The sequence below is a fragment of the Mesorhizobium sp. P3_B5 genome, assembly GCF_056402815.1.
The window spans coordinates 49,221-72,753 of sequence record NZ_JBFUGR010000015.1 but is presented as its reverse complement, the minus strand read 5'-3'; the positions used below and the strand labels follow the sequence as shown (position 1 = coordinate 72,753).

The window sequence follows — 23,533 nt, the reverse complement described above, 5'->3', positions numbered from 1 at the left end:
AGATGGCCGCCGGAGTAGAATTTCCAGACAGTCTCTTACACCATGCCGAGCGCGGCCTTGTAGAGATCGAGGATGGTTTCCTCTTCCTGCCGCTCGGCCTGGTCCTTCTTGCGCAGCCGGATGATCGACCGCATCGCCTTGGTGTCGAAGCCGGTGCCCTTGGCCTCGGCGAACACTTCCTTGATGTCGTCGGAAATTGTCTTCTTCTCTTCCTCGAGCCGCTCGATGCGCTCGATGAAGGCGCGCAACTGGCCGGCGGCAACAGTCTGGCTGGTATCGGTGATGTCGTCGGCCATTTTTCTTCTCCGCTTCTTTTTAAGCGCCGCGATTCTGGCGCGGCGAAATGGAGCGGGTTCGATGCCCGAGCGGGCGCGGCGGGTCAAGACATTATCGGCGCTTCGTGAACGGCTGCTGCCAGCCGTCCCCAGAGCGATCGATCGGCGCGTCAATTGAACGCGATCAACAGATCCTTCGCATCGATCTGGTCGCCGGCCTTGACCAGCACCTCGGCGATCGTGCCGTCGCGCTCGGCATGCAGTGCCGTCTCCATCTTCATGGCTTCGATCGACAGCAGCACGTCACCGGCCTTGACCGCCTGACCGGCGGCAACCGCAAGTGCGGAGACCACGCCCGGCATCGGCGCGCCGACATGCGCTTCATTGCCAGGCTCGGCCTTGCGCCGCGCCTTGGCCGCGGAAGCGCCATGCGCGCGGTCCGGCACCTTGATGCGGCGCGGCTGGCCGTTGAGCTCGAAGAACACGGTCACCATGCCCTTCTCGTCGACGTCGCCGATGGCCAGGCAGCGCACCACCAGCGTCTTGCCCTTCTCGATGTCGACAAAAATCTCGTCTTCCGACTTCATGCCGTAGAAATAGGTCGGCGTCGGCAGCACGCTGACCGGCCCGTAGGTCTCCTGCGCGCCCGCAAAGTCGGAAAACACTTTTGGATACATCAGCCACGAGGCGAATTCGAACTCCGAGAGCTTGCGCTCGAGCTTCTCCTCGATCTCCTTGCGGCTCGCTTTGAGATCGGCGGCTTTCAGCAGTGAGCCCGGCCTGACCGTGATCGGCTTGTCGCCCTTCAACACCTTCTTCTGCAGCGCCTCCGGCCAGCCGCCGGGCGACTGGCCGAGATCGCCGCGCAGCATCGACACCACCGAGTCCGGGAAGGCGATGTCCTTGTTCGGGTTCTCGACATCGGCGACGGTCAGGTCCTGGCTGACCATCATCAGCGCCATGTCGCCGACGACCTTGGACGACGGCGTCACCTTGACGATGTCGCCGAACATCAGGTTGACGTCGTGGTAGGTTTGCGCCACCTCGTGCCAGCGCGTCTCCAGCCCGAGCGAGCGCGCCTGTTCCTTCAGGTTGGTGAACTGCCCGCCCGGCATTTCGTGCAGATAGACTTCCGAGGCCGGCCCCTTGAGGTCGCTCTCAAAGGCTGCGTACTGATTGCGCACCGCTTCCCAGTAGAACGAGATTTTTCTGATCCATAGCGGATCGAGGCCGGGATCGCGCTCGGTGCCTTTCAGCGCCTCGACGATTGAGCCCAGGCATGGTTGCGAGGTGTTGCCCGACAACGAGTCCATCGCCGCGTCGATGGCGTCGACGCCGCTCTCCACCGCCGCCAGCACCGTCGCCGCCGACAGGCCCGAGGTGTCGTGGGTGTGGAAATGGATCGGCAGGTCGCTCGCTTCGCGCAGCGCCTTGAACAGCACCCGAGCCGCAGCCGGCTTCAACAGTCCGGCCATGTCCTTGACGGCGATGATGTGAGCGCCAGCGGCCTGCAATTCCTTGGCCAGCCCGACATAATATTTGAGATCGTATTTGGCCCTTGCCGGGTCGAGAATGTCGCCGGTGTAGCAGATCGCCGCTTCGATCAGCTTGCCCTCGGCGCCGACCGCATCCATGGCGACACGCATGTTTTCGACCCAGTTCAGGCAGTCGAAGACGCGAAACAGGTCGATGCCGCCGGCAGCTGCCTGCTTGACGAAATGCTGCACGACATTGTCGGGATAGTTGGTGTAGCCGACGCCATTGGCGCCGCGCAAAAGCATCTGCAGCAAAAGGTTGGGCGCGGCTTCGCGCACCAGCGACAGGCGCTCCCACGGGTCTTCGGTGAGGAACCGCATGGCGACGTCAAAAGTGGCGCCGCCCCAGCATTCGAGTGACAAAAGCTGCGGCAAGGCCCGCGCATAGGTGCCGGCAATGCCGGCGATGTCATGCGTGCGCATGCGCGTTGCCAGCAGCGACTGATGCCCGTCGCGCATCGTCGTGTCGGTGACCAGCACCTCTTTTTGCGCGCGCACCCAGCCGGCGAATTTCTCCGGTCCGAGCGCGTCGAGCTTCTGCTTGCTGCCGCCAGGCACATTGCCGTTGAGATAGGGCACCACAGGGGCCGCCGCATCGGCCTTCGGCTTGGGCCGGCCGCGTGTCTCAGGGTGGCCGTTGACCGAGACATCGGCCAGATAGTTGAGCAGCTTGGTGGCGCGGTCCTGCCGCTTGACCTGCTGGAACAGCTCCGGCGTCGTGTCGATGAACTTGGTCGTGTAGGAATTGTCGGCAAAACTCGGGTGATTGATGATCGCCTCGAGGAAGGTGAGATTGGTCGCCACGCCGCGAATGCGGAACTCGCGTAGCGCGCGGTTCATGCGGGCGATGGTCTCCGCTGGTGTCGGCGCCCATGCCGTCACCTTTTCCAGCAGCGGATCGTAGAAGCGGGTGATGACCGCGCCCGAATAGGCGGTGCCGCCATCGAGGCGGATGCCGAAGCCGGTGGCGCCGCGATAGGCAGTGATGCGGCCATAGTCCGGGATGAAATTATGCTCGGGGTCTTCCGTGGTGATGCGGCACTGCAGGGCATGGCCGTTCAGCCTGATGTCCTTCTGCGCCGGCACGCCCGATTCCGGCGTGCCGATAGCAAAACCGTCCAGGATGTGGATCTGCGCCTTGACGATGTCGATGCCGGTCACCTGTTCGGTGACGGTGTGCTCGACCTGGATGCGCGGGTTGACCTCGATGAAGTAGAATTTGCCGGTGTCGGCATCCTGCAGGAACTCCACCGTGCCGGCGCCGATATAGGCCGTCTCGCGGGCGATCTCCAGCGCGTAGCCGCACAGCTCCTCGCGTTGCGACATTTCGAGATAGGGTGCCGGCGCCCGTTCGACCACCTTCTGGTTGCGGCGTTGGATCGAGCAGTCGCGCTCGAACAGGTGGACGGCGTTGCCTTGGCGGTCGCCCAGCACCTGCACCTCGACATGGCGGGCGCGCTCGATCAGCTTCTCGAGATAGACCTCGTCCTTGCCGAAGGCGGCTTTCGCTTCGCGCTTGCCTTCCGTGACCTCGCGGGCAAGGTCGGCTTCGGCGCGAATCGCACGCATGCCGCGGCCGCCGCCGCCCCACGATGCCTTCAGCATCACCGGGTAGCCGATCTCCTTGGCCAGTTTCTTGACCGCCTCCATGTCATCCGGCAACGGATCGGTGGCGGGGATCACAGGCACGCCGACCTCGATGGCGAGATTGCGCGCCGCAACCTTGTTGCCGAGCCTTCGCATCGTGTCCGGCTTCGGCCCGATGAAGGTGATACCGGCCTCGGCGCAGGCGTCGGCGAATTCGGGGCTTTCGGACAACAGGCCGTAGCCTGGATGGATCGCATCGGCGCCCGAAAGCCTGGCGACGCGGATCACCTCCTCGATCGACAGATAGCTTTCGATCGGCCCCATGTCGCGGGCCAGATGCGGTCCGCGTCCGACCTGGTAGCTTTCGTCGGCCTTGAAGCGGTGCAGCGAATATTTGTCTTCCTCTGCCCAGATCGCCACGGTTTTGAGGCCGAGTTCGTTGGCCGCGCGAAAGACGCGGATGGCGATTTCGGACCGGTTGGCGACAAGGATCTTCGTGATTGCCAAGGACTGGGCTCCAGACACGAGAGGATGGGGGCTAAAGGCAATGATTAACGCGAAAATGCTGCAGTGCAAACAAAATCAGGAGGCGATTAAACCGATTTAAATCGATTCTTCGCGCGAAAGCGGCATGCATTTGCCTGGACGCGCCAGCGACCGCCGATCTGTCATCCGGGCGGATGCCCTTCGCCCGCCGCATCGAGGATCGATTTCGGGTTTTGCAGGGGGTCGCACCCGACATGAAAAATGCCCGGCGCAGCGCGCCGGGCATTTTCCGATTTCAGACGTTTGTCGGCTTATTGCTCGAAGTAGGTGTACTTGCCGTCGTCACCCTTCTTCCAGTTATAGATGACGTAGTCGGGGCGGGTGATGTCGCCCTTGGCGTCATAGCCGATGTCGCCGATAGCGGTCTTCCAGGGGCCACTCGCCTTGATCTCTGCGGCAACCTTCTGCGCATCGTCCGACGAGCCGACCTTGGCGGCGGCGGCGGCGACGATCTGCAGGGCGGCGTAGGAGTAGAGCGTATAGGCCTCAGGCTCGAAACCGGCTGCGCGGAACTTCTCGACGAGTTCCTTGGCGTTCGGGTTCTTGCGCGGATCGGGAGCGAACGTCATCAGCGTGCCATCGACGGCGTCGCCGGCGATCGAAGCCAGTTCGTTCGACACGATGCCGTCGCCCGACATGAACTGGACCTTGAGGCCCTGGTCAGCCGCCTGGCGCTCGATAAGGCCGAACTCGGTATGCAGGCCGCCGTAGTAGACGACGTTGACACCGGCGTCCTTCATCTTGGCGATGAGGGCCGAGAAGTCCTTGTCGCCGACATTGATGCCTTCATACAAGACTTCGGTCAGGCCGTTGCCATTGAGCGCCTTCTTGGTTTCGTCGGCGAGGCCCTGGCCATAAGGCGTCTTGTCATGGATGACCGCGATCTTGCCATCCTTGAAGTGCGCGGCGAGATAGTCGCCGGCAACCTTGCCCTGCTGATCGTCGCGTCCGCAGGTGCGGAACGTGTTCCACAGGCCGCGCTCGGTCAGCTGCGGGTTGGTCGCCGAAGGCGTGATGACGAGAATGCCGTTCTCGGCATAGACTTCCGACGCCGGGATGGTGACGCCCGAGTTGAAGTGGCCGACAACATATTTGACGCCGTCAGCGACGAACTTGTTGGCAACCGAGATGCCCTGCTTCGGATCCGACACGTCGTCGCCGACTTCGAGCTTGACCTGCTGGCCGTTGATGCCACCAGCCGCGTTGATGTCGGCGGCCGCCTGCTCGGCGCCCTTCTGCAACTGGGCACCGAACGCTGCGTTCGGGCCGGTGATCGGACCGGCGACGCCGATCAGAATGTCAGCCCACGCGTTACCGCTGAACGCGACAAGCGCGGTCAGGGCGACGGCGGACAAAAGTGACTTTTTCATATAACGCTCCCATTTACCGAGTGGGCGTGGATGATGCTTTCATGCGATGCCCACTCTTGCTCGCAGAAAGTTTACTTTGCCGATTTTCAGGCACTTGTCACGCCGATTCATCCCCGGAACGGCGTTAATGATGAACGTCAGCCCTTCGGTTTCCAGCTCAAAAGCGACGCTCGTTCGTAGAGCCAATTATACTGCGTCACCATCTGGTTGGTGCGCGTGTATTGATAGCCAATGAAGCCCAATATCAGCAGCACGATGGTGTCGACGATGTAGTAATGCAGCGAAAACATCGTGCCGCCGAACAGCGCATGATGGATGAACCTGATGCCGATGCCGAGGCCGAGCATGTAGGCGAACAGCTGGATGAAGCTGCGCCATGTTTGGGCACTGGCCTTGCCGGTCATCCATGCCGCCCAGCCGCCAAGCAGGCAGGTGACGAAGAAGAACTGCCAGATCGAGGGTTCCTCGTAGAGAATGCCCTGCATGATGATGACTCCCTAGCATGGTCCCGAAAAGTTGCAGACTTTTCGGACAAAGATCATGCGACAAACAAACAACTTGGAGCGGAATATCGGATGCACATTCCGCTCCAAACTCAGTGGTGGCCGCCTTCGAGATAGGCGGCGCGCACTTCCGGATTGGCGAGCAGTTCCTTGCCGGTGCCGCTCATCGTCACGTTGCCGTTGACCATGACATAGCCGCGGGTGGCGAGCTTCAGCGCGCCAAAGGCGTTCTGCTCGACCAGGAACACGGTCAACCCTTGCGTGCGGTTCAGTTCGCGGATGGCGTCGAATATCTGCTTGACGATCAGCGGCGCCAGGCCCAGCGACGGTTCGTCGAGCAAAAGCAGCTTCGGCCGCGCCATGAGCGCGCGCCCGATCGACAGCATCTGCTGCTCGCCGCCCGACAGCGTGCCGCCGCGCTGGGCGATGCGCTCCTTGAGGCGCGGGAACAGCGTGAACACCTTCTCGACGTCCTCGTCATAATGCTTGAGGTTGTCGAGGCTGGCGCCCATCTGCAGGTTTTCCATCACCGTCATGCGCGGGAAGATGCGGCGCCCTTCCGGCGATTGCGCGATGCGCATGCGCGCAATCTCGTGGGTCGGCATCTGGGTGATATCGGTGCCGGCGAAGGTGATGGTGCCGGCGCGGGCGCGGGGCGCGCCAAAGATGGTCATCATCAGCGTCGATTTGCCGGCGCCGTTGGCGCCGATCAGCGCGACGATCTCACCCTCGTTGACGGCGACATCGACACCGTTCAGCGCCCGGATATTGCCGTAAAAGGTCTGGACGCCCTTGATATCGAGCAGCGTATTGGCGGCCATTATTTGCGTCCTCCGCGCGGCTTGGTTGTCGAGGACTTCCCGGTCGGCTTGGCCGTGGCTCGCTCGGACGACTTTCTTGGCAAGTTGGCCTTTGCATCGACCTGCTCTGCCTTGGAGGCGCCTTTCGACACGGTGACGCGTTCGCCCTCACTGTGGCCGATCGTGTCGGTCACCGGGCCGGCCATCATCGACGACGACATGTCGGACCCGTGCGCCTTGTCGGGACCGGTGTCCAACTGCTCGATGACGGCTTCGTCACCGACCTCGGTCAGCACCGTCTCGACCTCTTCGTCATCGACACCGAGATAGGCGGCGATGACGCGCGGATCGGTCCGCACCGATTGCGGACTGCCGTCGGAGATCTTGCGTCCGTATTCCAGCACCACGACATGGTCGGAAATCTGCATGACCACCGACATGTCGTGTTCGATCAAGAGGATCGAGGTGCTGTTCCTGATGTCCATCAACAGATCGTTGAGTGCCGCCGATTCCTTCGGATTGAGGCCCGCCGCCGGTTCGTCGAGGCACAAAAGCTCGGGACCGGTGCACATGGCGCGCGCGATCTCCAGGCGCCGCTGCGCACCATAGGGCAGGTCACCGGCCGGATCGTCGGCACGGTCGACGAGATTGGCCTTCTCCAGCCAATGCTTGGCGAGGTCGATCGATTCGGCCGACGCCTTGCGGTAGCTCGGGAAGCCTAACAGGCCCAGCATGGTATAACCCGACGCCTTCATCAGCTTGTTGTGCTGGGCGACGAGAAGATTTTCCAGCAGCGTCATGCCCGAGAACAGACGGATGTTCTGGAAGGTGCGCGCCACCTTGGCGCGCGCCGGGATCTCATGGTTCGGCAGCCGTTCGAGCAGGAAACTCGAGCCGCCGCTGAGGTTGAGCGTGATCATGCCTTCCGACGGCTTGTAGAAACCGGTGATGCAGTTGAACACGGTGGTCTTGCCGGCGCCGTTCGGTCCGATCAGTGCGGTGATCTCGCCGCGCCTGGCCTGGAAAGACAGATCGCCGATGGCGACCAGACCACCGAATTTCATCGACAGATGGTCGACCTGGAGGATGGCGTCTTTCATGGACGGATCGGTCTTCTGAATCGAGTTCATGCTCATCAGCCGTGTCCCTCTTTGGTGAAGGACCCCGAGACCGCTCTTCTCTCCTTGAGGAAGGCTGTCGGTTCACGGCTGCCGACGAAACCGCGCGGCTTCCACAACATGACGATGACCATGGCCATGCCGAACAAAAGCATGCGGTAGAGCTCCGGTGTGAAGTCAGGACCGAATATGGCCTTGAGGAAGTCCAGCTCGCGCAGGATTTCCGTACCGCCGATCATCACCAGCGCCGCCACCGCGATGCCGCCCAGCGAGCCCATGCCACCGAGCACGACGATGGCCAGGATGATCGCCGATTCCAGGAACACGAAGGATTCCGGGCTGACGAAGCCTTGCCGTGCGGCGAAGAACGAGCCGGCAAAGCCGCCGAACATGGCGCCGGTGGCGAAAGCGGTGAGCTTGGTGGTGGTGGTGTTGATGCCGAGCGAACGGCAGGCGATCTCGTCCTCGCGCAGCGCTTCCCAGGCGCGGCCGACCGGCAGGCGGCGCAGCCTGATGGTGACGAACGCGGTGAGCAGACAGAGCAGCAGGATGAGATAATAGAGGAAGATCTTGTAATAGGCGCCCGACTGGGCAATGCCCAGCACTTTGGCGATGTAGTTCGGGTCCGAGACGTTGAACGACATCAGGCCGAAGAACGAGACCTTCGGAATGCCGGAAATGCCGGCGGAGCCGTTGGTCACCTCGCGCCAGTTGATGATCACCAGCCGGATGATCTCGCCGAAGGCCAGCGTCACGATCGCCAGATAGTCCCCTCGCAGGCGCAGCACCGGAAAACCGAGCATCACGCCCCAGAACGCTGCCATCAGGCCTGCGGCCGGCAGCAGGATCCAGAACGACAGGCCGAAATGCGTGCCGAGCAGCGCATAGGCATAGGCGCCGACGGCATAGAAGGCGACGTAGCCGAGGTCGAGCAGGCCGGCCAGACCGATGACGATGTTCAGCCCCCAGGCCAGCATCACATAGATCAGAATCTGGATGCCGAAATTGTCGACCCACTTCAGCGAGCCCTGGAAGCCGACCAGCAGAACGATCACGATCGGATACAGGAACAGTACGGTTATGCCGATCTTGTTGAAGTTGCGGCGCACGAAGCCGGGTTGCGCCGCGACTGCTGGAGCTTGGGCCTTTTGCGCCTTGGCGCGCTCAAGGGCGGGTTGTGCGAACCCGACATAGAGGAAACGTCCAGCGGCGGTGAGGAGCACCACTATGGCCAGCAGACCCCAGCGCTGCACCAGGATCAGCTCGTTGGAGATATTCTGGTCGGTCTTCAGGCCGATGAACAACACGAACAGGCCAAGCGCGATGGCGCCGGCATAAAGCGCCTCGCGAAAGGCGCGCTGGACGGGGCTGGCGACGACGTCGCTTTCCGGAGAAACGGTAACCGCCATGATTTCAGACCTTTTCGACTTCTGGCCGGCCAAGAATGCCGGACGGCAGGAAGATCAGCACGATCGCCAGGATGGAGAAGGCGGCGACGTCCTTGTAGTCGATGGAGAAATAGGCCGACCACATGCTCTCGATGAAGCCAATCAGCAGCCCGCCGAGCACGGCGCCGGGCAGCGAGCCGATGCCGCCGAGCACCGCCGCGGTAAACGCCTTAACACCGGGCGTGAATCCATCGGAAAATACCACCACGCCGTAATACATCAGGAACAGCGTGCCGGCGACGGCGGCAAGGGCGGCGCCCATGATGAAGGTGATCGAAATGGTACGGTCGACATCGATGCCGAGCAGCGCCGCCATCTTGCGGTCCTGCTCGCAGGCGCGCTGCGCTCGGCCAAGCGAGGTCTTGTTGACGAGATACCAGAACAGCGCCAGCAGGATCGCGGTGACCACGACAATGATGATCTGTTTCAGCGACACGCTGACGCCCTCGATCGTGAAGACCTTGGACACCATCGGCGGGACCGGCTTGTTACGCGGCCCTTGCGTCACCTGGACGAAATTGGACAGCGCGATCGACATGCCGATCGCGGTGATCAGCGGCGCCAGCCGGAACGAACCGCGCAGCGGCCGGTAGGCCACCTTTTCGATCGTCCAGTTGTAGAGGCTGGTAAGCAGCATCGCCACGATCATCATGATCAGCAGCGCGAGCACAATCGGCACCGAAGTGAACAGGGCGCCGAGGATGAGGAAGACGATGAGGGCGGTGAAGGCGCCGACCATGAAGATGTCGCCATGGGCGAAATTGATCATGCCGATGATGCCGTAGACCATCGTATAGCCGATTGCGATCAGCCCATAGATCGATCCCAGCGTCAGCCCGTTGATAAGCTGCTGGATGAAGTACTGCATGCTGTTGTGGCTCCCCTGGAATGTCGCCCATGCAGACGCATTCCTTTTCGTATTTCCCCTAGTCGTAAAGTTTCGAGCCCGGATTGCAACGTGATTTTTCGATGGTCATGCGTGTTTTCCCGACACGCCATCAGATTGCCCGTTTTTTCTTATCCGACCCCTGGACTATCGCGGACCCTATCATTGGCATAACGCAATGTCTTTGACGATTCGGCCGCATCATGCACCTCGTTTCGAAGAAACCACCGTCAAAATTAGGTGATGAGCAGGATCGTTGCGTCATTCAAGGCGATCCGGTTTTCGCGCCTTTCGCGCCCCGCGGCTCCGGATTCTGTTAGCTGGCGACAAACCTGCGCTAAAACGGATCATGGCCGGCGATTGAGATGGCTTTCAACCCGGCCATCCAATCGAGCAATGATCGCTCCGCCCGGGTTCAGTAGGCCGAACCGCCGTCCTGGCCGAGAACGTGCCGCTCGGTGCCCTTCAATGGCGGGTTGAACACGCTGACCAGGACCATGTCATTGGCCGCATCCGCGCGCAGGAAATGCTCGTCATGTTCGTCGAGCACATAGATCGTGCCCGGCTCGATGCGATGGACAGTGCCGGACATGTCCTCGACCTCACCCGCGCCGGCGATGCAGTAGCAGGCCTCGAAATGCCTGATGTAATGGAGCCGTGATTCGCTGCCGGCGCGCACGACGGTATGGCAGACGGTGAACCCCATGCCGTCCTGCTGGGTCAGCAGGCGATGGCTGGTGCCATTGCCCCAATCGACGAAGAAGTCAGATTTTTCTACATCAGTGAGTTGTCTTGTAAACATGATCGTTCTTTCGAAAGCTACGGCCACAGGCCATGACACGCAAAACGGACTAAGGGATAGCGCTGCTTTATCTCAAGTTTTTGCGATGATCCCGGGATCCGCCTGCAGGAATGCCGCAGCTGAGGGGCGCTTTCAAATGATTGCTTCTCACCTGATATGTTAGTAAATTTGACAGATGGACTACATCCCGTTGAATGCCGTGCGCGCTTTCGAGGCGGCGGCCCGCCATTTGAGCTTTTCGGCTGCCGGCGAAGAGCTTCACGTCACCCACCCGGCCATCAGTCACCAGATCCGGCGGCTGGAGGAATGGCTGGGCGTCTCACTGTTTCACCGGGATGCCCGCAAGGTGCGGCTGACCGAAGCCGGGGTGATCCTGCAGACCTCGGCCAGTGGCGCGCTTGCCGAACTCGACGCCACTTGCCGCCGCATTCGCCGCAATGCCGGCCAGGAAACCTTGTCCGTCGGCTGCATCCCTTCCATCGCCAGCCGCTGGCTCGTGCCGCGTCTGTCCGACTTTGCCGCCCGTCACCCCGGCATCGGCATGCGGGTCGCCTATGCCAAGGCCGATGAGAGGTTCATCGACGGTCAGAACGACGTGCTGATCACACTCGGCGCCGATCCCTCTCCCGACGTTACCAGCCTCAAGCTGTTTTCCCGCCTCAACCGGCCGGTGTGCAGCCCGCATTATCTCGCGGGCAGGGATCGTCTGCGCACGCCGGCCGGTATTGCCGGCGCCGACCTGCTGCACGACGAGACCCGCGATGGCTGGCGCGAATGGTTTTCTGAAAGCGGACTGCCCGGCGTCGATGTCGGCAACGGGCCGGTTTTCGCCGACTTCAACATTCTTGCGACGGCGGTCATCGCCGGCCACGGCGTGGCGCTCTGCCCCGTCGAAGTTTTTCGCGATGAGCTGAAGCGCGGCGACCTGATCGTCCTGTCGGAGATCGCGACCAACCGCGACAAGGGCTACTTCCTGACCATGCTGGCGCAAGCCTCACCGGCAGCGTTCAAATTCGCCGACTGGTTTCGTCAAGAGGTTTCGGCTGACGAGGAAGCAGGCGGCTCTCAGGCCGGACACGTCGACGTCACTTGACGACGAAGCCATGCGCGAACGGATCGCGGTCGTCGATGAAGATGGTGTTCAGCCCGGTCATTCGCGCCCAGCCGCCGATCGAGGGAATGATCGCCGGCTTGCCGGCAACGCTGACCTCTTTCTCGACCCTGCCCTTGAACAGCGAGCCGATGATCGATTCGTGGACGAAGTCGTCGCCCGCCTTAAGCTTGCCCTTGGCATGAAGCTGCGCCATCCGGGCCGAGGTGCCGGTGCCGCACGGGGAGCGGTCGATCGCCTTGTCGCCGTAGAAGACGGCGTTGCGCGCATCCGCGCCCGCCACTGTCGGCTTGCCGGTCCAAAGCATGTGCGACAGTCGGTTGATTCCCGGATTCTCCGGATGCTCGAATGTGTACTTCTCGTTGAGCCGCTGCCGCACCACCGGGCTCCAGGCGATGAGATCGCCGGCCGAATGGTCGGCCATGTCACGATAATTCTTCTGCGGCTCGACGATGGCGTAGAAATTGCCGCCATAGGCGACATCGACGCTGATCTCGCCGAGCCCAGGGCATTCGACCGTCAACTCGGCATAGAGGAAAGACGGCACATTGGTGATGCGCACCTCCTCGACATACTCGCCGACCTGTTTGTATTCGGCGGTGACCAGGCCGGCCGGCGTGTCGAGCCTCAGCATACCCGGCGTCTTCGGCTTGATCAGCCCATGCTCAATGGCCATCGTCACCGTGCCGATGGTGCCATGGCCGCACATCGGCAGGCAGCCCGACGTCTCGATGAACAGGATGGCGATGTCGCAATCCTCGCGTGTCGGCGGATAGAGGATCGAGCCCGACATCACGTCATGGCCGCGCGGCTCGAACATCAGCCCGGTGCGGATCCAGTCATATTCGGCGAGAAAATGCGCGCGCCGCTCCATCATCGTCGAACCCTGGAGCAGCGGCCCGCCGCCGGCGACCAGCCGCACGGGATTGCCGCAAGTGTGGCCGTCGATGCAGAAGAAGGATTGCTTGGCCATGACGTCTCCTGGAAACTCAAAACCGCTGTGGACTGAAAGGGGCGAGATCGATCGGCGGAGTCTGCCCGAGAACGAGATCGCGGATCAAGCGGCCGGTAGCCGCCGACTGAGTCAGGCCGAGATGGCCGTGGCCGAAGGCATAGACGACAGACGGGCTGTTCCGAGCACCGCCGATGACCGGTAGCGAATCCGGCAGCGAGGGACGAAACCCCATCCATTCGCGGCCGCCTGAGGGATCGAGCCCCGGCAGGAAGGCTTTCGCCTTTCCCAGCAGCGCCTTCGAGCGGGCATAGTTGGGTGGCCGCTCGATGCCGCCGAGCTCGACCGCGCCGCCGACGCGCAGGCCGGTATCGAGCGGCGTGATGACGAAGCCATGGCCGGAGAAGATCAGCTGCCGCTTCACATCGAAGGCGGTCTTCGGCAGCGTCGTGTTGTAACCGCGTTCGGTTTCGAGCGGGATGCGGTCGCCGAGATTTTTGGCCAGCAGATGCGACCAGGCGCCGGCGGCGATGACGAGGTGTTTTGCCTGCCGCGTCGTGCCATCGGCCAGCGTCAGCGTCGCGCCGTCCTGAGCCGCATCGATACGTTCGATCCGAACCTTTTCAAAACGCGCGCCCTTGCTCTGCGCATAGGCCCAGATGGCTTTGCCGAGCAATTTCGGGTCGGCGACGGTCTTCCATCCCGGCACGAACGTGGCCTTGATGAAGCGCGGTGACAGACCTGGCTGCAGCCGCGCCAGCTCTTCGCCATCGACATGGCGAAAGCCGATGCCGAAACGCTGCTTGGCCGCCCAGCCGGGCAGCGATGCCTTGAACTCGGCTTCGCTCTCATAGAGTTCGAGCGAGCCGTCCTCGTGCAGCATGTCTCCGGTACCGGAGCGCGCCATCAGCCCGGCCCATTCGGCTTCGGCGAGCCGCATCATCGCGACTTGTGCCGCGATGCTGCCCTCATAGCGATCACTGCGCCCGGCACGCCAGAAGCGGAACAGCCAGGGCAGGAGTTTTGGCAGATAGGCGGGCGGAATGCTGAGCGGCCCGAGCGGGTCGGCAAGCCATTTCGGCAGTTGCCTGATCATGCCCTTGTGGGCGAGCGGCAGCACGTCGGAAAAGGCAAAGGCAGCGGCATTGCCGGAGCTCGTCTCTTCGCAAATGCCCGTCCGGTCGAAGATCGTGACGTTGCGCCCTGCCTCAGTCAGAAAGGCAGCGGCGCAGATGCCGATGATGCCGCCACCAACTATGGCGATATCTTCACCTTCTCCCCGTTCACGGGGAGAAGGTGCCCGAAGGGCGGATGAGGGGCGGCGCCCCGCTTCTGCCGATTTGGAATTTCCTTGCACGTGGGCGCTGCCCCTCATCTGGCTGCCGCCATCTTCTCCCCGTGAACGGGGAGAAGAGAGCCATCAAAACTGCGGCAGATTCGGCCGCACCGCCAACGCGTCTTTGACGATCTTCTCGACCGCCTTGCGGCGTTCGCCCGAAAGCGGCTGGCGCGGCATGCGCACCCGGTCGTTGGTTTGAATCGCAAAAACTTCGGCGAGCTTGATGTTCTGCACCAGATAGGTCGACACGTCGAGGTCGAGCAGCGGCCGGAACCAGCGGTAGATGCTCAATGCCTCCTCGCGGCGGCCCTGCTTCATCAGCTGGTAGATGGCGACCGTCTCGCGCGGGAACGCCACGACCAGCCCGGCCACCCAGCCGATGGCGCCGACCGACAGCGCCTCGAACGCCAGATTGTCGACGCCGGTGAACAGATCGTAGCGGTCGCCGAAGCGGTTGATGATCTCGGTCGAGCGGCGGATGTCGTCGGAGGATTCCTTGATGGCGACAAAACGCTTGTCCGACGCCAGCTCCTCCATCTGGTCGACGGTGACGTCGACGCGGTAGGCAAGCCGGTTGGAGTAGATCATCACCGGCAGATCGCCGGCCTGAGCGACGGCGCGCAGTGCTGCGACCGTCTCTTCCTCATTGGTGTGGTAGATCGGGCTCGGCACCACCATCAACCCGTTGGCGCCCTCTTTCGCGGCGCGGCGTGCGATGCTTGCGGCCTCGCGGGTGCCGGCCTCGTTGACGGTGAGCAGCACCGGCTTCTTACCGGCGATCTTCTGCGCAGTCTTCAGCACTTCGATCTTCTCGTCAGGCGACAGCATCGGCCCTTCGCCGAGCGAGCCGCAGACGATGATGCCGTCGCAGCCGGCCTCCATCTGCAGCGCAAAGCAGCGCTCCATCTCGGCATGGTCGAGGCGGTCGTCCTCGGTGAATTTGGTCGTGACGGCGGGGAAAACTCCGGTCCACATGGTCATCTCTCCATCTGATATATCAGTGATATATTTCAAGCGAAAGCCGCTGTCAATGCGGATTCCGTTGTGATATATCCAAAATATATCAGGAGATGACCCTTGGCATTGGTCGACGAAAGCCAAAGCTCCGAGCCGGTGGCAGCGAAAGCCTACCGCGTGCTCGAGCACATGATCGTGACGCTCGAGCTGGCGCCCGCCAGCTTCGTCACCGAAGGCGCGTTGATCGAGCGGCTGAAGCTCGGGCGCACGCCGGTGCGCGAGGCGATCCAGCGTCTGGCCTGGGAGGGCTTGCTCGATGTCCGGCCGCGCGCCGGCATTGCCATTGCCCCGCTGCATCCCGGCGACTGGCTGCGCGTTCTCGACGCCAGGCGCGGCATCGAGGTGGTGCTGGCCCGCTCGGCCGCCCGCTTCGTCACCCGCGAGGCCGCCGACCTGTTTCACGATGCGGCGCTTGCCATGCAGAAGGCGGTGATCTCCGGCAACGTGCTTGCCTTCATCCAGGCCGACAAGGCGCTCGACGAGGCACTGGCGCTGGCCGCCGACAATCCGTTCGCCGCCCGGCTGGCCGCACCCTTGCAGACCCACAGCCGCCGCTTCTGGTTCCGCTACAAGGCCGATACGGGTCTGGCTGAATCCGCCGAGCACCACGTCGCGCTGATCCGCTCGATCCTGGTCGGCGACGAAGAGGCCGCCGCCAAAGACGCCAAGCGCCTGATGGCGCTGCTGCGCGGCCATGCCGAGGCGGCCGCCACGCGCTGATCAGGCAGCTCAGTTCCCGTGCGCCATCGCGTTCACGGTGAGGGTATTCTCCCATCCCTCACCGATCGCGAGGATACAGCTTTGGCCGTTTACGTCGGTTATCAGCAGGGTCCATGTCCCACTTGCCGAGACATAGATTTCGACAACGGCCGCTTGCCCGACAACACCGTAGCCGATCTGCCGCTGTTGAAAGGCCTGCGCCAGTCCGGCGATAACGTCACTGTGGCCGCCGCAGACGAGTTGCGCCTGAGCGGGCAGCGTCGACAGCGCCAACGCGGCGGCGATCGCGGCTATCCTGATCCATCGAAACGAAAATTTGTGTGCCATTTGGCACCTCCTTCGCCTTCACGTTCCGGCAAAGGGAGGCACATAGGCAGCCTCAATATGCCGGAGCGTTCCAGGCCGGGTCCGACGTCTTCATCACGTCACTCCTTCTGGTTTCCGGTCTGTCGTCTGGGAATTTTGTCTCATTCCCTCGATTCGATATGGTGAGGTCCCGATCCGAAAACAAGCACCATTGCCTTGCCGTCACCGGCGCCACCGCACCGGATTTTGTCACCGCATGACACGATCCAAGCAACAGGATGCCGCGCAAAAAAGGCGCGGCAAAAGCCGCGCCCTTAACTCGGTGAAAATCTGAACTCAGTTCATCGTCGGAATGACGAACTCCGCACCATCCTTGACGCCGGACGGCCAGCGCGACGTCACCGTCTTGGTCTTGGTGTAGAAGCGGAACGCGTCCGGGCCGTGCTGGTTGAGGTCGCCGAACGAAGAACCCTTCCAGCCGCCGAAGGTGTAATAGGCGATCGGCACCGGGATTGGCACGTTGACGCCGACCATGCCGACCTGGACACGGCTTGCAAAGTCGCGCGCCGCGTCACCGTCACGGGTGAAGATGGCGACGCCATTGCCCATCTCGTGGTCGTTGGCGAGCTTGATGGCGCTCTCATAGGTCGGTGCACGCACCACCGAGAGCACCGGGCCAAAGATCTCTTCCTTGTAGATGCGCATGTCTGATGTCACGTTGTCGAACAGGCAGCCCCCCATATAGTAGCCGTCTTCATAGCCCTGCATGGAGAAGCCGCGGCCGTCGACGACCAGCTTGGCGCCTTCCTTGACACCGATGTCGACATAACCCTTGACCCGCTCCAGCGCTTGCGCCGTGACCAGCGGGCCGAAATCGGCGGACGAATCCGTCGACGGGCCGACCTTCAGGCTTTCGACGCGCGGGATCAGCTTTTCCATCAGCCGGTTGGCGGTGTCGTTGCCGACCGGAACCGCCACCGAGATCGCCATGCAGCGCTCGCCGGCCGAGCCGTAGCCGGCGCCTATCAGCGCGTCGACGGTCTGGTCCATGTCGGCATCGGGCATGATGACCATGTGGTTCTTGGCGCCGCCGAAGCACTGCACGCGCTTGCCCGACGCGGTGCCGCGCGAATAGATGTACTGGGCGATCGGCGTCGAGCCGACGAAGCCGATGGCCTTGATATCAGGATCGTCGAGGATGGCGTCGACCACGTCCTTGTCGCCATTGACGACGTTGAGGATGCCTGCCGGCAGGCCGGCCTCGATGAACAGTTCGGCGATGCGCATCGGCACACCTGGGTCACGCTCGGAAGGCTTCAGGATGAAGGCGTTGCCGCAAGCGATGGCCGGCGCGATCTTCCACAGCGGGATCATGGCCGGGAAATTGAACGGGGTGATGCCGGCAACGACGCCGAGCGCCTGACGCATCGAATAGACGTCGATGCCGGGGCCGGCGCCATCGGTGAATTCGCCCTTCATCATATGCGGTGCGCCGATGCAGACTTCGACCACTTCGAGGCCGCGCTGGATGTCGCCCTTGGCGTCGGCGATGGTCTTGCCGTGCTCGCGCGCCAGGATCTCGGCGAGCGAGTCGTATTCCTTGGCGACCAGTTCGAGGAACTTCATCAAGACGCGCACGCGCCGCTGCGGGTTGGTTGCCGCCCATTTGGGCTGGGCTTCCCTGGCATTGATGACCGCTGCGCGCAGTTCCGCCTGCGAAGCCAGCGCCACCGTGCCGCGCACAGTGCCGTCCATCGGCTGCATGACATCCTGCTTGCGGCCGCTGGTGCCGGCGACATGCTTGCCGCCGATGAAATGACCGTAGTCGATCATGATTTCTCTCCCTTTGTTTGTGATGGCATTATTCAACGCCTTTGCGCGGTCGATGGCAACGCGAGCCAGAACGCAACCGTTGTGCGTGAAATAGATATCGGTTGGTGTCTGTGCATTAATTGCCGCAAATGATAGGGTGCAGCGTCGATTGCTGGAACCACACGTTGAGCCTTGACCGTTTTCACCGGGACCATTCCCATGAACTGGGATGACGTCCGTATCTTCCTCGCCGTGGCCCGTGCCGGCCAGATCCTTGGCGCGGCCAAGCGGCTGGAGCTCAACCACGCCACCGTCTCACGACGCATCGCCGCCCTTGAGGATGCACTGCGCACGAAACTCTTTCGCCGGCTTACCACCGGCAGCGAACTGACGCCGGCCGGCGAGCGCTTTCTCGACATCGCCGAGCGCATGGAGGGCGACATGATCGCCGCGCGCTCCACCGTTGCCGGCGAGGGCGACGATGTCTCGGGCACCGTGCGCATCGGCGCGCCGGACGGTTTTGGCGTCGCCTTTCTGGCCAAGCACCTTGGCCAGCTCACCGCGCTTCACCGCGAACTTACCATCCAGCTGGTGCCGGTGCCGCGCTCCTTCTCGCTGTCCAGGCGCGAGGCCGACATTGCCATCACCGTCGAGCGGCCGACGGAAGGCCGACTGGTGGCGGGGAAGCTGGTCGATTACACGCTCGGCCTGTTCGCCTCCCGTGCCTATGCCGAGGCGCATGGTCTGCCCAGAACAGCCGCCGAGCTTGGCCAGCACAACCTGATCGGCTACGTGCCCGACCTCATCGTCAGCCCCTCGCTCGACTATGCCGCCGAGTTCAGCGCCGACTGGCGCACCAGTTTTGCCATTTCCTCGGCACTCGGCCAGGCGGAGGCGGTGCGATCCGGTGCCGGCATCGGCATCCTGCACACCTTCGTCGCCCGCTCGATGCCGGAGTTGCTGCCGGTCGACATCGTCGCGCCCATCCGCCGCGCCTACTGGCTGGTCTATCACGAATCTGTCCGGCCGTTGCGCCGCGTCCAGATCGTTGCCAATTTCATCACCAAGGCGGTGGAGCGGGAACGCGGGCTATTCGTATAGGATCGGGGCGCGTCGGGGACGAACGTACCGTCCGTAGTGCAAACCAAGCCGCCTTGCCCTTGCCACAAAATCGGCCAGTGTGGCATCAGGTGCAGGCGTTCTCGATCACGTGGCCAAAGCGCTGGGTGGGGACATTTCGGAAATTGGCGCGGATAGACATGCGAGCCGTTCTTGCCATCCTGCCGCTGCTTTTCGTCTCGGCCTGCGCCAACCCGTGGACGAAGGTGCCGGAAGCGGAATTGCCCAAGCCGATCCGCACGGCTATGGCACGCCCCTCGCCTTTCGTCTTCGGCAATTACTGCGGCCCCGGCACCCGCACCGGCGACCTCTCGGCTCGGCCGGTCGATCGTCTCGATAGCGCTTGCCAAACCCATGACGCCTGCTACATCGCCCGTCACAACCATTGCGATTGCGACAGCGCCCTCATCGCCTCGGCCAAGGCGATCCGCGATGACAAGACGGCGCCAAAAAAGATGCGCAGCAAGGCAGAGCTTTTGATCGCCACCTTCGCGCTCCCCGTCTGCAAGGTCTTTCCGCAAGGCTTCATGCCGCCGCGCGATCCCGCCCAGTTGAAGGAATTGAACGAGGCAGCGGGTTGAACCGGGCCGCGTGCATGGCCCTGTTCGGACTGGCGTTTGCCGCGCTTGCCGGTTGCGCCGGACCACTTCGCCATGGCTGTGATTTCTTCCCCAACGGAAAGGATTGCTCGAGACCGTCGCTGTCGGCGGGTGCATCAGAACCGCAAATCGCGGCCACCCAGTTTTTCGGCGACGCCGGCACCAGCGACTACGAAAAGCAGTTCCTGGCGCTGCTCGCCCACAACCAGATCGGCGCCATCGACCGCGCCAACGGCACCGGCCCTTTCGGCCATGATCGTCACGCCATCGCCAACAGCGACTTCCAGGCGACCTATCGGGCGCTGGAACAATTGGCAAAGCCGGTCGCCATCGCGCAGGTGCCGCCGGCGAGCGGCCAAGCGGGCGAAGGCCGTTTCGACGGCCGCTGGCGGGTGTCGCGGCAGACGCTCTATATCGACGCCGCCGCCCGGCCATCTCAGCCAAAGACCTTCAGCTTCTCCGGCCTGCAGGCGCGCTCGGTCGAAATCCTGCTGCGCCAGGCGGGGCAGCAACCCGTCGACATCGGCGGCACGTGTGACGGTGCGCTGGCGCTCCGTGCCGGCGGCCATTCGCGCACCATCGCCAGGGGCGCGGCATTTCGTTTCCACCTGTCCGGGGAGGGTGTGGCCGTCAGCCTGTTTCCAAGCGACGGCCTGAACCGCTGCGATCTGCAAATCCGCTCCAGTCTTACGCCGGCCGGCACGCCGCTCACCATCCTGCGCGAAGAAATCGCCGACCCGGCGCTGGCCGCCTTCGACAGCCGCTACCAGCGCTGTCCGGTCCCCGGTCCGGCCGGCCTCGAAGAACTCGACCGCGTTTTCTACGCCAGCCGCTGGCTGTCGCAGACCTGCGCGCTGCCGATCGGACAGCCACGCCTGCTGCGCAAGTCGCGCGAGGGCTTCAACGCCAAGGTCGAAGCGCTGATGGGCGCGGCCCTGCCCGACAGCGCCTTCGACAAGGGCGATCCCGAACTGCCGCTCGATTTCTCGCACGCGCCCAAACTCAGGCTGATCTATCTGTCGTCGCTGGAGTTCAAGGCGGACTTTTCCGGCCGCATCATCGAGCGGCTGATCCGCCATCACGCCGCGCTCGGCACCAAGGTGCGCATCATGGTCACCGACGTGCTGGAGCGCGACAAGGACGACGCCATGCTGCATCGGCTGGCGGCCGAATTCCCCAATGTCGAGCTGCAGGAATACCGCTGGCGGCCAGACCACGGCGCGCCGATCGACGAGCAGCTGTCGCAATTCCACAAGACCCACCACGTCAAGATGCTGGCGACGCTTAGCGACGATCCGGGCCGCTCCCGCGTCATCATCGGCGGCCGCAACATCCATGACGGCTTCCTGTTCCACCAGCCTGTCGACCTGTCGCGCTACCCGAACCTCCAGCAATATGGCCGGACCGACGGACTGTCGCTGAATTACTATTCGAACTGGAGCGACTTCGACATCGAGATATCGGACCGGGCCACGGTCGAGACGCTCGCCGCGCATCTTTCGACGCTGTGGCTGCGCGACGCCGACACCAACATTATCAGGCCCTTCTCCATTCCGGTCCGCTCAGGCAGCCAGCGTCCGCAAGGCACAGCGCGACATTTCATCTCCGTGCCTTACGAGGATGGGCATGCGCTGGAAGCCTATTTCGTCGAGCTGATCGACACCGCCGAGCACCGTATCGAGATCGTCAATCCCTATCTCAACCTGACGCCGAAGCTCGCTCTGGCCTTCGACCGGGCGCTGGCCCGTGGGGTCAGGATTGACATCGTCGGCCGCATCGACCTCAAGGGCGACATCGGCGGCAAGTTCCTGACAGCGCTGAACAAGCTGTTCGTCGAGAAATACGGCGACCGCATCAACATCCGCGAATTCAAGGCGCCCGATGTCGTGCTGCATTCCAAGATCATGATGATCGACGAAAGGCTGGTGACGATCTCGTCGGTCAACCTCAACAACCGCAGCTTCTTCCACGATTCGGAGAACGGCATGATGGTGCTCGATCCCGCCTTCTATGCCAGGATGCAGCCGATCTACGACGACTATGTCGCTCATTCCAACCCGGTGTCGACGAAAGTGACGATCCCGTGGGCCTACCGCCTGCTGTTCGGCAAAGGCTGGGCGAAGGAAGCGTTTTAGAGCATAACGACGACAGCCGATTGAAGGCCGCCAAACGTTCGTCATCCTAGGGCGAAGCAGGAGCGAAGCTCCGTCGCGGAGACCCTAGGATCCATTCCGTGACCTCTATCGAAGGCTGCAGCGGAGCAGAATTCTGAACCGTGGCAACACCTTAGCCTCACGGCATGGATCCCGGGGTCTGCGCCGCGTCGCTTCGCTCCTTGCTCCGCCCCAGGATGACGACCTCATGGAGGTCTCCGCCAATCCCACCGTAACTGCTGGTGTGAATCGGCTCGGCAAACACTCGCACTAACTCTGATACCGCTCTGGCCCCAACTCGCGCACATTGATGTCCGGCACCCGGCTGGAGATGATGTCGGCCAGCACCTTGGCCGAGCCGCAGGCCATGGTCCAGCCGAGCGTGCCATGGCCGGTGTTGAGATAGAGGTTGGAGAACTCCGTGCGGCCGATCAGCGGCGGTCCGTCCGGCGTCATCGGCCGCAGCCCGCACCAGAACGTCGCCGCCTTGAGGTCGCCGCCCTCCGGAAACAGGTCGCCGACCGAGTGCTCGAGCGTGCGGCGCCGCGATTCGTGCAGCCTGAGATCGAAGCCTGAAATTTCCGCCGTGCCGCCGACGCGGATGCGGTCGCCAAGCCTGGTGATCGCCACCTTGTAGGTTTCGTCCATGATCGTGGATTCGGGCGCGGCGGCCGCATCCTTGATCGGCACGGTGATCGAATAGCCTTTGACCGGGTAGACCGGGATCGGCCGTTTCAGCTGGCGCATGAATTTCGCCGAATAGCTACCCATCGCCATCACATAGGCGTCGGCTACCCGCCAGCCCTTGTCGGTGGCGATGTTGGTGATGCGGTTGCGGTTCTTGACGACGCGTCTGATCGTCGTGCCGTATTCAAAGGTGACGCCGCGCGCCACGCACAGCTCCGCCAGACGGTCGGTGAACATCTTGCAATCGCCGGTCTCGTCACCCGGCAGCCTGAGGCCACCGACGAACTTTTCGCGCACGCCCGCCAGTGCCGGCTCCGCCGCGATGCAGCCATCGGGGTCGAGCACCTCGTAGGGAACGCCATAGGTCTTCAGCACCTCGATGTCGCCGGCCGTGCCGTCGAGCTGCTTTTGCGCGCGGAAAAGCTGCAGCGTTCCCTTGGCCCGCGCATCATAGGCAATGCCGGTCGTCTCGCGCAGCGCCTTCAGCGTGTCGCGGCTGTATTCGGCGAGCGGCACCATGCGCGCCTTGTTCACCGCGTAGCGTTCCGCCGTGCAGTTGCGCAGCATCTTGAGCAGCCAGACCCACATATGCGGATCGAAAGCCGGCCGCACCACCAGCGGCCCATGCTTCATCAGCAGCCACTTGATCGCCTTCAGCGGGATGCCGGGTCCCGCCCAGGGCGAGGCGTAGCCGGGCGACACCTCGCCGGCATTGGCAAAACTGGTTTCCAGCGCCGGACCTTTCTGGCGATCGATCACCGTCACTTCGTGGCCGGCCTCGGCGAGAAAATAGGCGGTGGTGACCCCGATCACGCCGCCGCCCAACACCAGGATCTTCATCGCACCAT

The 23,533-nt window shown here is 62.9% G+C and carries 20 protein-coding genes; 5 read left to right on the top strand and 15 right to left on the bottom strand.

From position 1 onward, the window contains the following. Positions 1-35: 35 nt before the first annotated feature. From AC1DVW_RS26125 to AC1DVW_RS26085, 9 genes are all read right to left on the bottom strand, one after another. Complete coding sequence (locus tag AC1DVW_RS26125) at positions 36-296, bottom strand: DUF2312 domain-containing protein (RefSeq protein WP_477246046.1); 261 nt, start codon at positions 294-296, stop codon at positions 36-38. Between the two features lie 149 nt (positions 297-445). Then, on the bottom strand, positions 446-3,904 hold the full coding sequence (gene pyc, locus AC1DVW_RS26120; RefSeq protein WP_477326956.1) for a pyruvate carboxylase: 3,459 nt from the start codon (positions 3,902-3,904) through the stop codon (positions 446-448). A gap of 290 nt (positions 3,905-4,194) precedes the next feature. Continuing rightward, positions 4,195-5,313: a branched-chain amino acid ABC transporter substrate-binding protein gene (locus AC1DVW_RS26115; protein WP_477246042.1), complete on the bottom strand. Its 1,119-nt coding sequence runs from the start codon at positions 5,311-5,313 to the stop codon at positions 4,195-4,197. A gap of 137 nt (positions 5,314-5,450) precedes the next feature. Further along, the gene (locus tag AC1DVW_RS26110) at positions 5,451-5,798 is read right to left on the bottom strand and encodes a DUF6867 family protein (RefSeq protein ID WP_477246041.1); all 348 of its coding nucleotides are present in this window, start codon (positions 5,796-5,798) and stop codon (positions 5,451-5,453) included. A 110-nt stretch (positions 5,799-5,908) separates the two neighbouring features. Further along, entirely contained in the window at positions 5,909-6,637 is a 729-nt protein-coding gene (locus tag AC1DVW_RS26105) for an ABC transporter ATP-binding protein (protein WP_477246039.1), read from the bottom strand. Beyond that, a complete protein-coding gene (locus tag AC1DVW_RS26100; RefSeq protein WP_477326954.1) occupies positions 6,637-7,752 on the bottom strand; it encodes an ABC transporter ATP-binding protein in 1,116 nt (371 codons plus the stop codon). Before AC1DVW_RS26100 ends, AC1DVW_RS26105 begins: the two co-directional genes overlap by 1 nt. Further along, positions 7,752-9,143 carry a high-affinity branched-chain amino acid ABC transporter permease LivM gene (gene livM / locus AC1DVW_RS26095; protein ID WP_477246035.1) on the bottom strand — a complete coding sequence of 464 codons (1,392 nt, stop codon included), beginning with the start codon at positions 9,141-9,143 and terminating at the stop codon, positions 7,752-7,754. Before livM ends, AC1DVW_RS26100 begins: the two co-directional genes overlap by 1 nt. A gap of 4 nt (positions 9,144-9,147) precedes the next feature. Beyond that, positions 9,148-10,050 carry a branched-chain amino acid ABC transporter permease gene (locus tag AC1DVW_RS26090; protein WP_477246033.1) on the bottom strand — a complete coding sequence of 301 codons (903 nt, stop codon included), beginning with the start codon at positions 10,048-10,050 and terminating at the stop codon, positions 9,148-9,150. A gap of 433 nt (positions 10,051-10,483) precedes the next feature. Continuing rightward, on the bottom strand, positions 10,484-10,870 hold the full coding sequence (locus tag AC1DVW_RS26085; RefSeq protein WP_477246032.1) for an ectoine synthase: 387 nt from the start codon (positions 10,868-10,870) through the stop codon (positions 10,484-10,486). Between the two features lie 175 nt (positions 10,871-11,045). Between AC1DVW_RS26085 and AC1DVW_RS26080 the strand changes: the two genes are divergently transcribed. Continuing rightward, positions 11,046-11,963, top strand: a complete 918-nt coding sequence (locus AC1DVW_RS26080; protein WP_477326952.1) for a LysR substrate-binding domain-containing protein — start codon at positions 11,046-11,048, stop codon at positions 11,961-11,963. On the opposite strand, the gene AC1DVW_RS26075 is transcribed toward AC1DVW_RS26080, so the two are convergent. From AC1DVW_RS26075 to AC1DVW_RS26065, 3 genes are all read right to left on the bottom strand, one after another. Further along, positions 11,956-12,954 carry a 4-hydroxyproline epimerase gene (locus AC1DVW_RS26075; protein ID WP_477326950.1) on the bottom strand — a complete coding sequence of 333 codons (999 nt, stop codon included), beginning with the start codon at positions 12,952-12,954 and terminating at the stop codon, positions 11,956-11,958. The genes AC1DVW_RS26080 and AC1DVW_RS26075 overlap by 8 nt on opposite strands. Positions 12,955-12,970: 16 nt before the next feature. After that, positions 12,971-14,290, bottom strand: a complete 1,320-nt coding sequence (locus tag AC1DVW_RS26070) for an NAD(P)/FAD-dependent oxidoreductase (RefSeq protein WP_477326948.1) — start codon at positions 14,288-14,290, stop codon at positions 12,971-12,973. A gap of 63 nt (positions 14,291-14,353) precedes the next feature. Further along, positions 14,354-15,247, bottom strand: a complete 894-nt coding sequence (locus AC1DVW_RS26065; protein WP_477326946.1) for a dihydrodipicolinate synthase family protein — start codon at positions 15,245-15,247, stop codon at positions 14,354-14,356. 108 nt (positions 15,248-15,355) lie between these two features. On the opposite strand from AC1DVW_RS26065, the gene AC1DVW_RS26060 reads away from it, so the two are divergent. Then, positions 15,356-16,009, top strand: coding sequence for a GntR family transcriptional regulator (locus AC1DVW_RS26060; RefSeq protein WP_477326990.1), 654 nt, complete (start codon positions 15,356-15,358; stop codon positions 16,007-16,009). A gap of 9 nt (positions 16,010-16,018) precedes the next feature. On the opposite strand, the gene AC1DVW_RS26055 is transcribed toward AC1DVW_RS26060, so the two are convergent. Together AC1DVW_RS26055 and AC1DVW_RS26050 are read right to left on the bottom strand one after the other, a co-directional pair. Continuing rightward, positions 16,019-16,336 carry a hypothetical protein gene (locus AC1DVW_RS26055; RefSeq protein ID WP_477326944.1) on the bottom strand — a complete coding sequence of 106 codons (318 nt, stop codon included), beginning with the start codon at positions 16,334-16,336 and terminating at the stop codon, positions 16,019-16,021. A gap of 315 nt (positions 16,337-16,651) precedes the next feature. Further along, a complete protein-coding gene (locus AC1DVW_RS26050; RefSeq protein ID WP_477326942.1) occupies positions 16,652-18,148 on the bottom strand; it encodes a CoA-acylating methylmalonate-semialdehyde dehydrogenase in 1,497 nt (498 codons plus the stop codon). Positions 18,149-18,346: 198 nt separating this feature from the next. Between AC1DVW_RS26050 and AC1DVW_RS26045 the strand changes: the two genes are divergently transcribed. From AC1DVW_RS26045 to AC1DVW_RS26035, 3 genes are all read left to right on the top strand, one after another. Next, positions 18,347-19,228, top strand: a complete 882-nt coding sequence (locus AC1DVW_RS26045) for a LysR family transcriptional regulator (protein ID WP_477326940.1) — start codon at positions 18,347-18,349, stop codon at positions 19,226-19,228. Positions 19,229-19,386: 158 nt separating this feature from the next. Next, positions 19,387-19,827 (top strand): hypothetical protein, encoded by a 441-nt coding sequence (locus tag AC1DVW_RS26040; RefSeq protein WP_477246020.1) that lies wholly within the window; start codon positions 19,387-19,389, stop codon positions 19,825-19,827. A 14-nt stretch (positions 19,828-19,841) separates the two neighbouring features. Continuing rightward, positions 19,842-21,980 carry a phospholipase D-like domain-containing protein gene (locus tag AC1DVW_RS26035; protein ID WP_477326938.1) on the top strand — a complete coding sequence of 713 codons (2,139 nt, stop codon included), beginning with the start codon at positions 19,842-19,844 and terminating at the stop codon, positions 21,978-21,980. A 288-nt stretch (positions 21,981-22,268) separates the two neighbouring features. Here AC1DVW_RS26035 and AC1DVW_RS26030 read toward each other — a convergent pair whose 3' ends face one another. Continuing rightward, a complete protein-coding gene (locus AC1DVW_RS26030; protein ID WP_477326936.1) occupies positions 22,269-23,525 on the bottom strand; it encodes a D-amino acid dehydrogenase in 1,257 nt (418 codons plus the stop codon). Positions 23,526-23,533: the final 8 nt, after the last annotated feature.

Excerpts from the sequence above, each read along its gene's own strand:
- AC1DVW_RS26125 (WP_477246046.1), bottom strand. The coding sequence starts at position 296 with ATGGCCGACGACATCACCGATACCAGCCAGACTGTTGCCGCCGGCCAG.
- AC1DVW_RS26115 (WP_477246042.1), bottom strand. The coding sequence starts at position 5,313 with ATGAAAAAGTCACTTTTGTCCGCCGTCGCCCTGACCGCGCTTGTCGCG.
- AC1DVW_RS26110 (WP_477246041.1), bottom strand. The coding sequence starts at position 5,798 with ATGCAGGGCATTCTCTACGAGGAACCCTCGATCTGGCAGTTCTTCTTC.
- AC1DVW_RS26105 (WP_477246039.1), bottom strand. The coding sequence starts at position 6,637 with ATGGCCGCCAATACGCTGCTCGATATCAAGGGCGTCCAGACCTTTTAC.
- AC1DVW_RS26100 (WP_477326954.1), bottom strand. The coding sequence starts at position 7,752 with ATGAGCATGAACTCGATTCAGAAGACCGATCCGTCCATGAAAGACGCC.
- livM (WP_477246035.1), bottom strand. The coding sequence starts at position 9,143 with ATGGCGGTTACCGTTTCTCCGGAAAGCGACGTCGTCGCCAGCCCCGTC.
- AC1DVW_RS26090 (WP_477246033.1), bottom strand. The coding sequence starts at position 10,050 with ATGCAGTACTTCATCCAGCAGCTTATCAACGGGCTGACGCTGGGATCG.
- AC1DVW_RS26085 (WP_477246032.1), bottom strand. The coding sequence starts at position 10,870 with ATGTTTACAAGACAACTCACTGATGTAGAAAAATCTGACTTCTTCGTC.
- AC1DVW_RS26080 (WP_477326952.1), top strand. The coding sequence starts at position 11,046 with ATGGACTACATCCCGTTGAATGCCGTGCGCGCTTTCGAGGCGGCGGCC.
- AC1DVW_RS26075 (WP_477326950.1), bottom strand. The coding sequence starts at position 12,954 with ATGGCCAAGCAATCCTTCTTCTGCATCGACGGCCACACTTGCGGCAAT.
- AC1DVW_RS26065 (WP_477326946.1), bottom strand. The coding sequence starts at position 15,247 with ATGTGGACCGGAGTTTTCCCCGCCGTCACGACCAAATTCACCGAGGAC.
- AC1DVW_RS26055 (WP_477326944.1), bottom strand. The coding sequence starts at position 16,336 with ATGGCACACAAATTTTCGTTTCGATGGATCAGGATAGCCGCGATCGCC.
- AC1DVW_RS26050 (WP_477326942.1), bottom strand. The coding sequence starts at position 18,148 with ATGATCGACTACGGTCATTTCATCGGCGGCAAGCATGTCGCCGGCACC.
- AC1DVW_RS26045 (WP_477326940.1), top strand. The coding sequence starts at position 18,347 with ATGAACTGGGATGACGTCCGTATCTTCCTCGCCGTGGCCCGTGCCGGC.
- AC1DVW_RS26040 (WP_477246020.1), top strand. The coding sequence starts at position 19,387 with ATGCGAGCCGTTCTTGCCATCCTGCCGCTGCTTTTCGTCTCGGCCTGC.
- AC1DVW_RS26035 (WP_477326938.1), top strand. The coding sequence starts at position 19,842 with ATGGCCCTGTTCGGACTGGCGTTTGCCGCGCTTGCCGGTTGCGCCGGA.
- AC1DVW_RS26030 (WP_477326936.1), bottom strand. The coding sequence starts at position 23,525 with ATGAAGATCCTGGTGTTGGGCGGCGGCGTGATCGGGGTCACCACCGCC.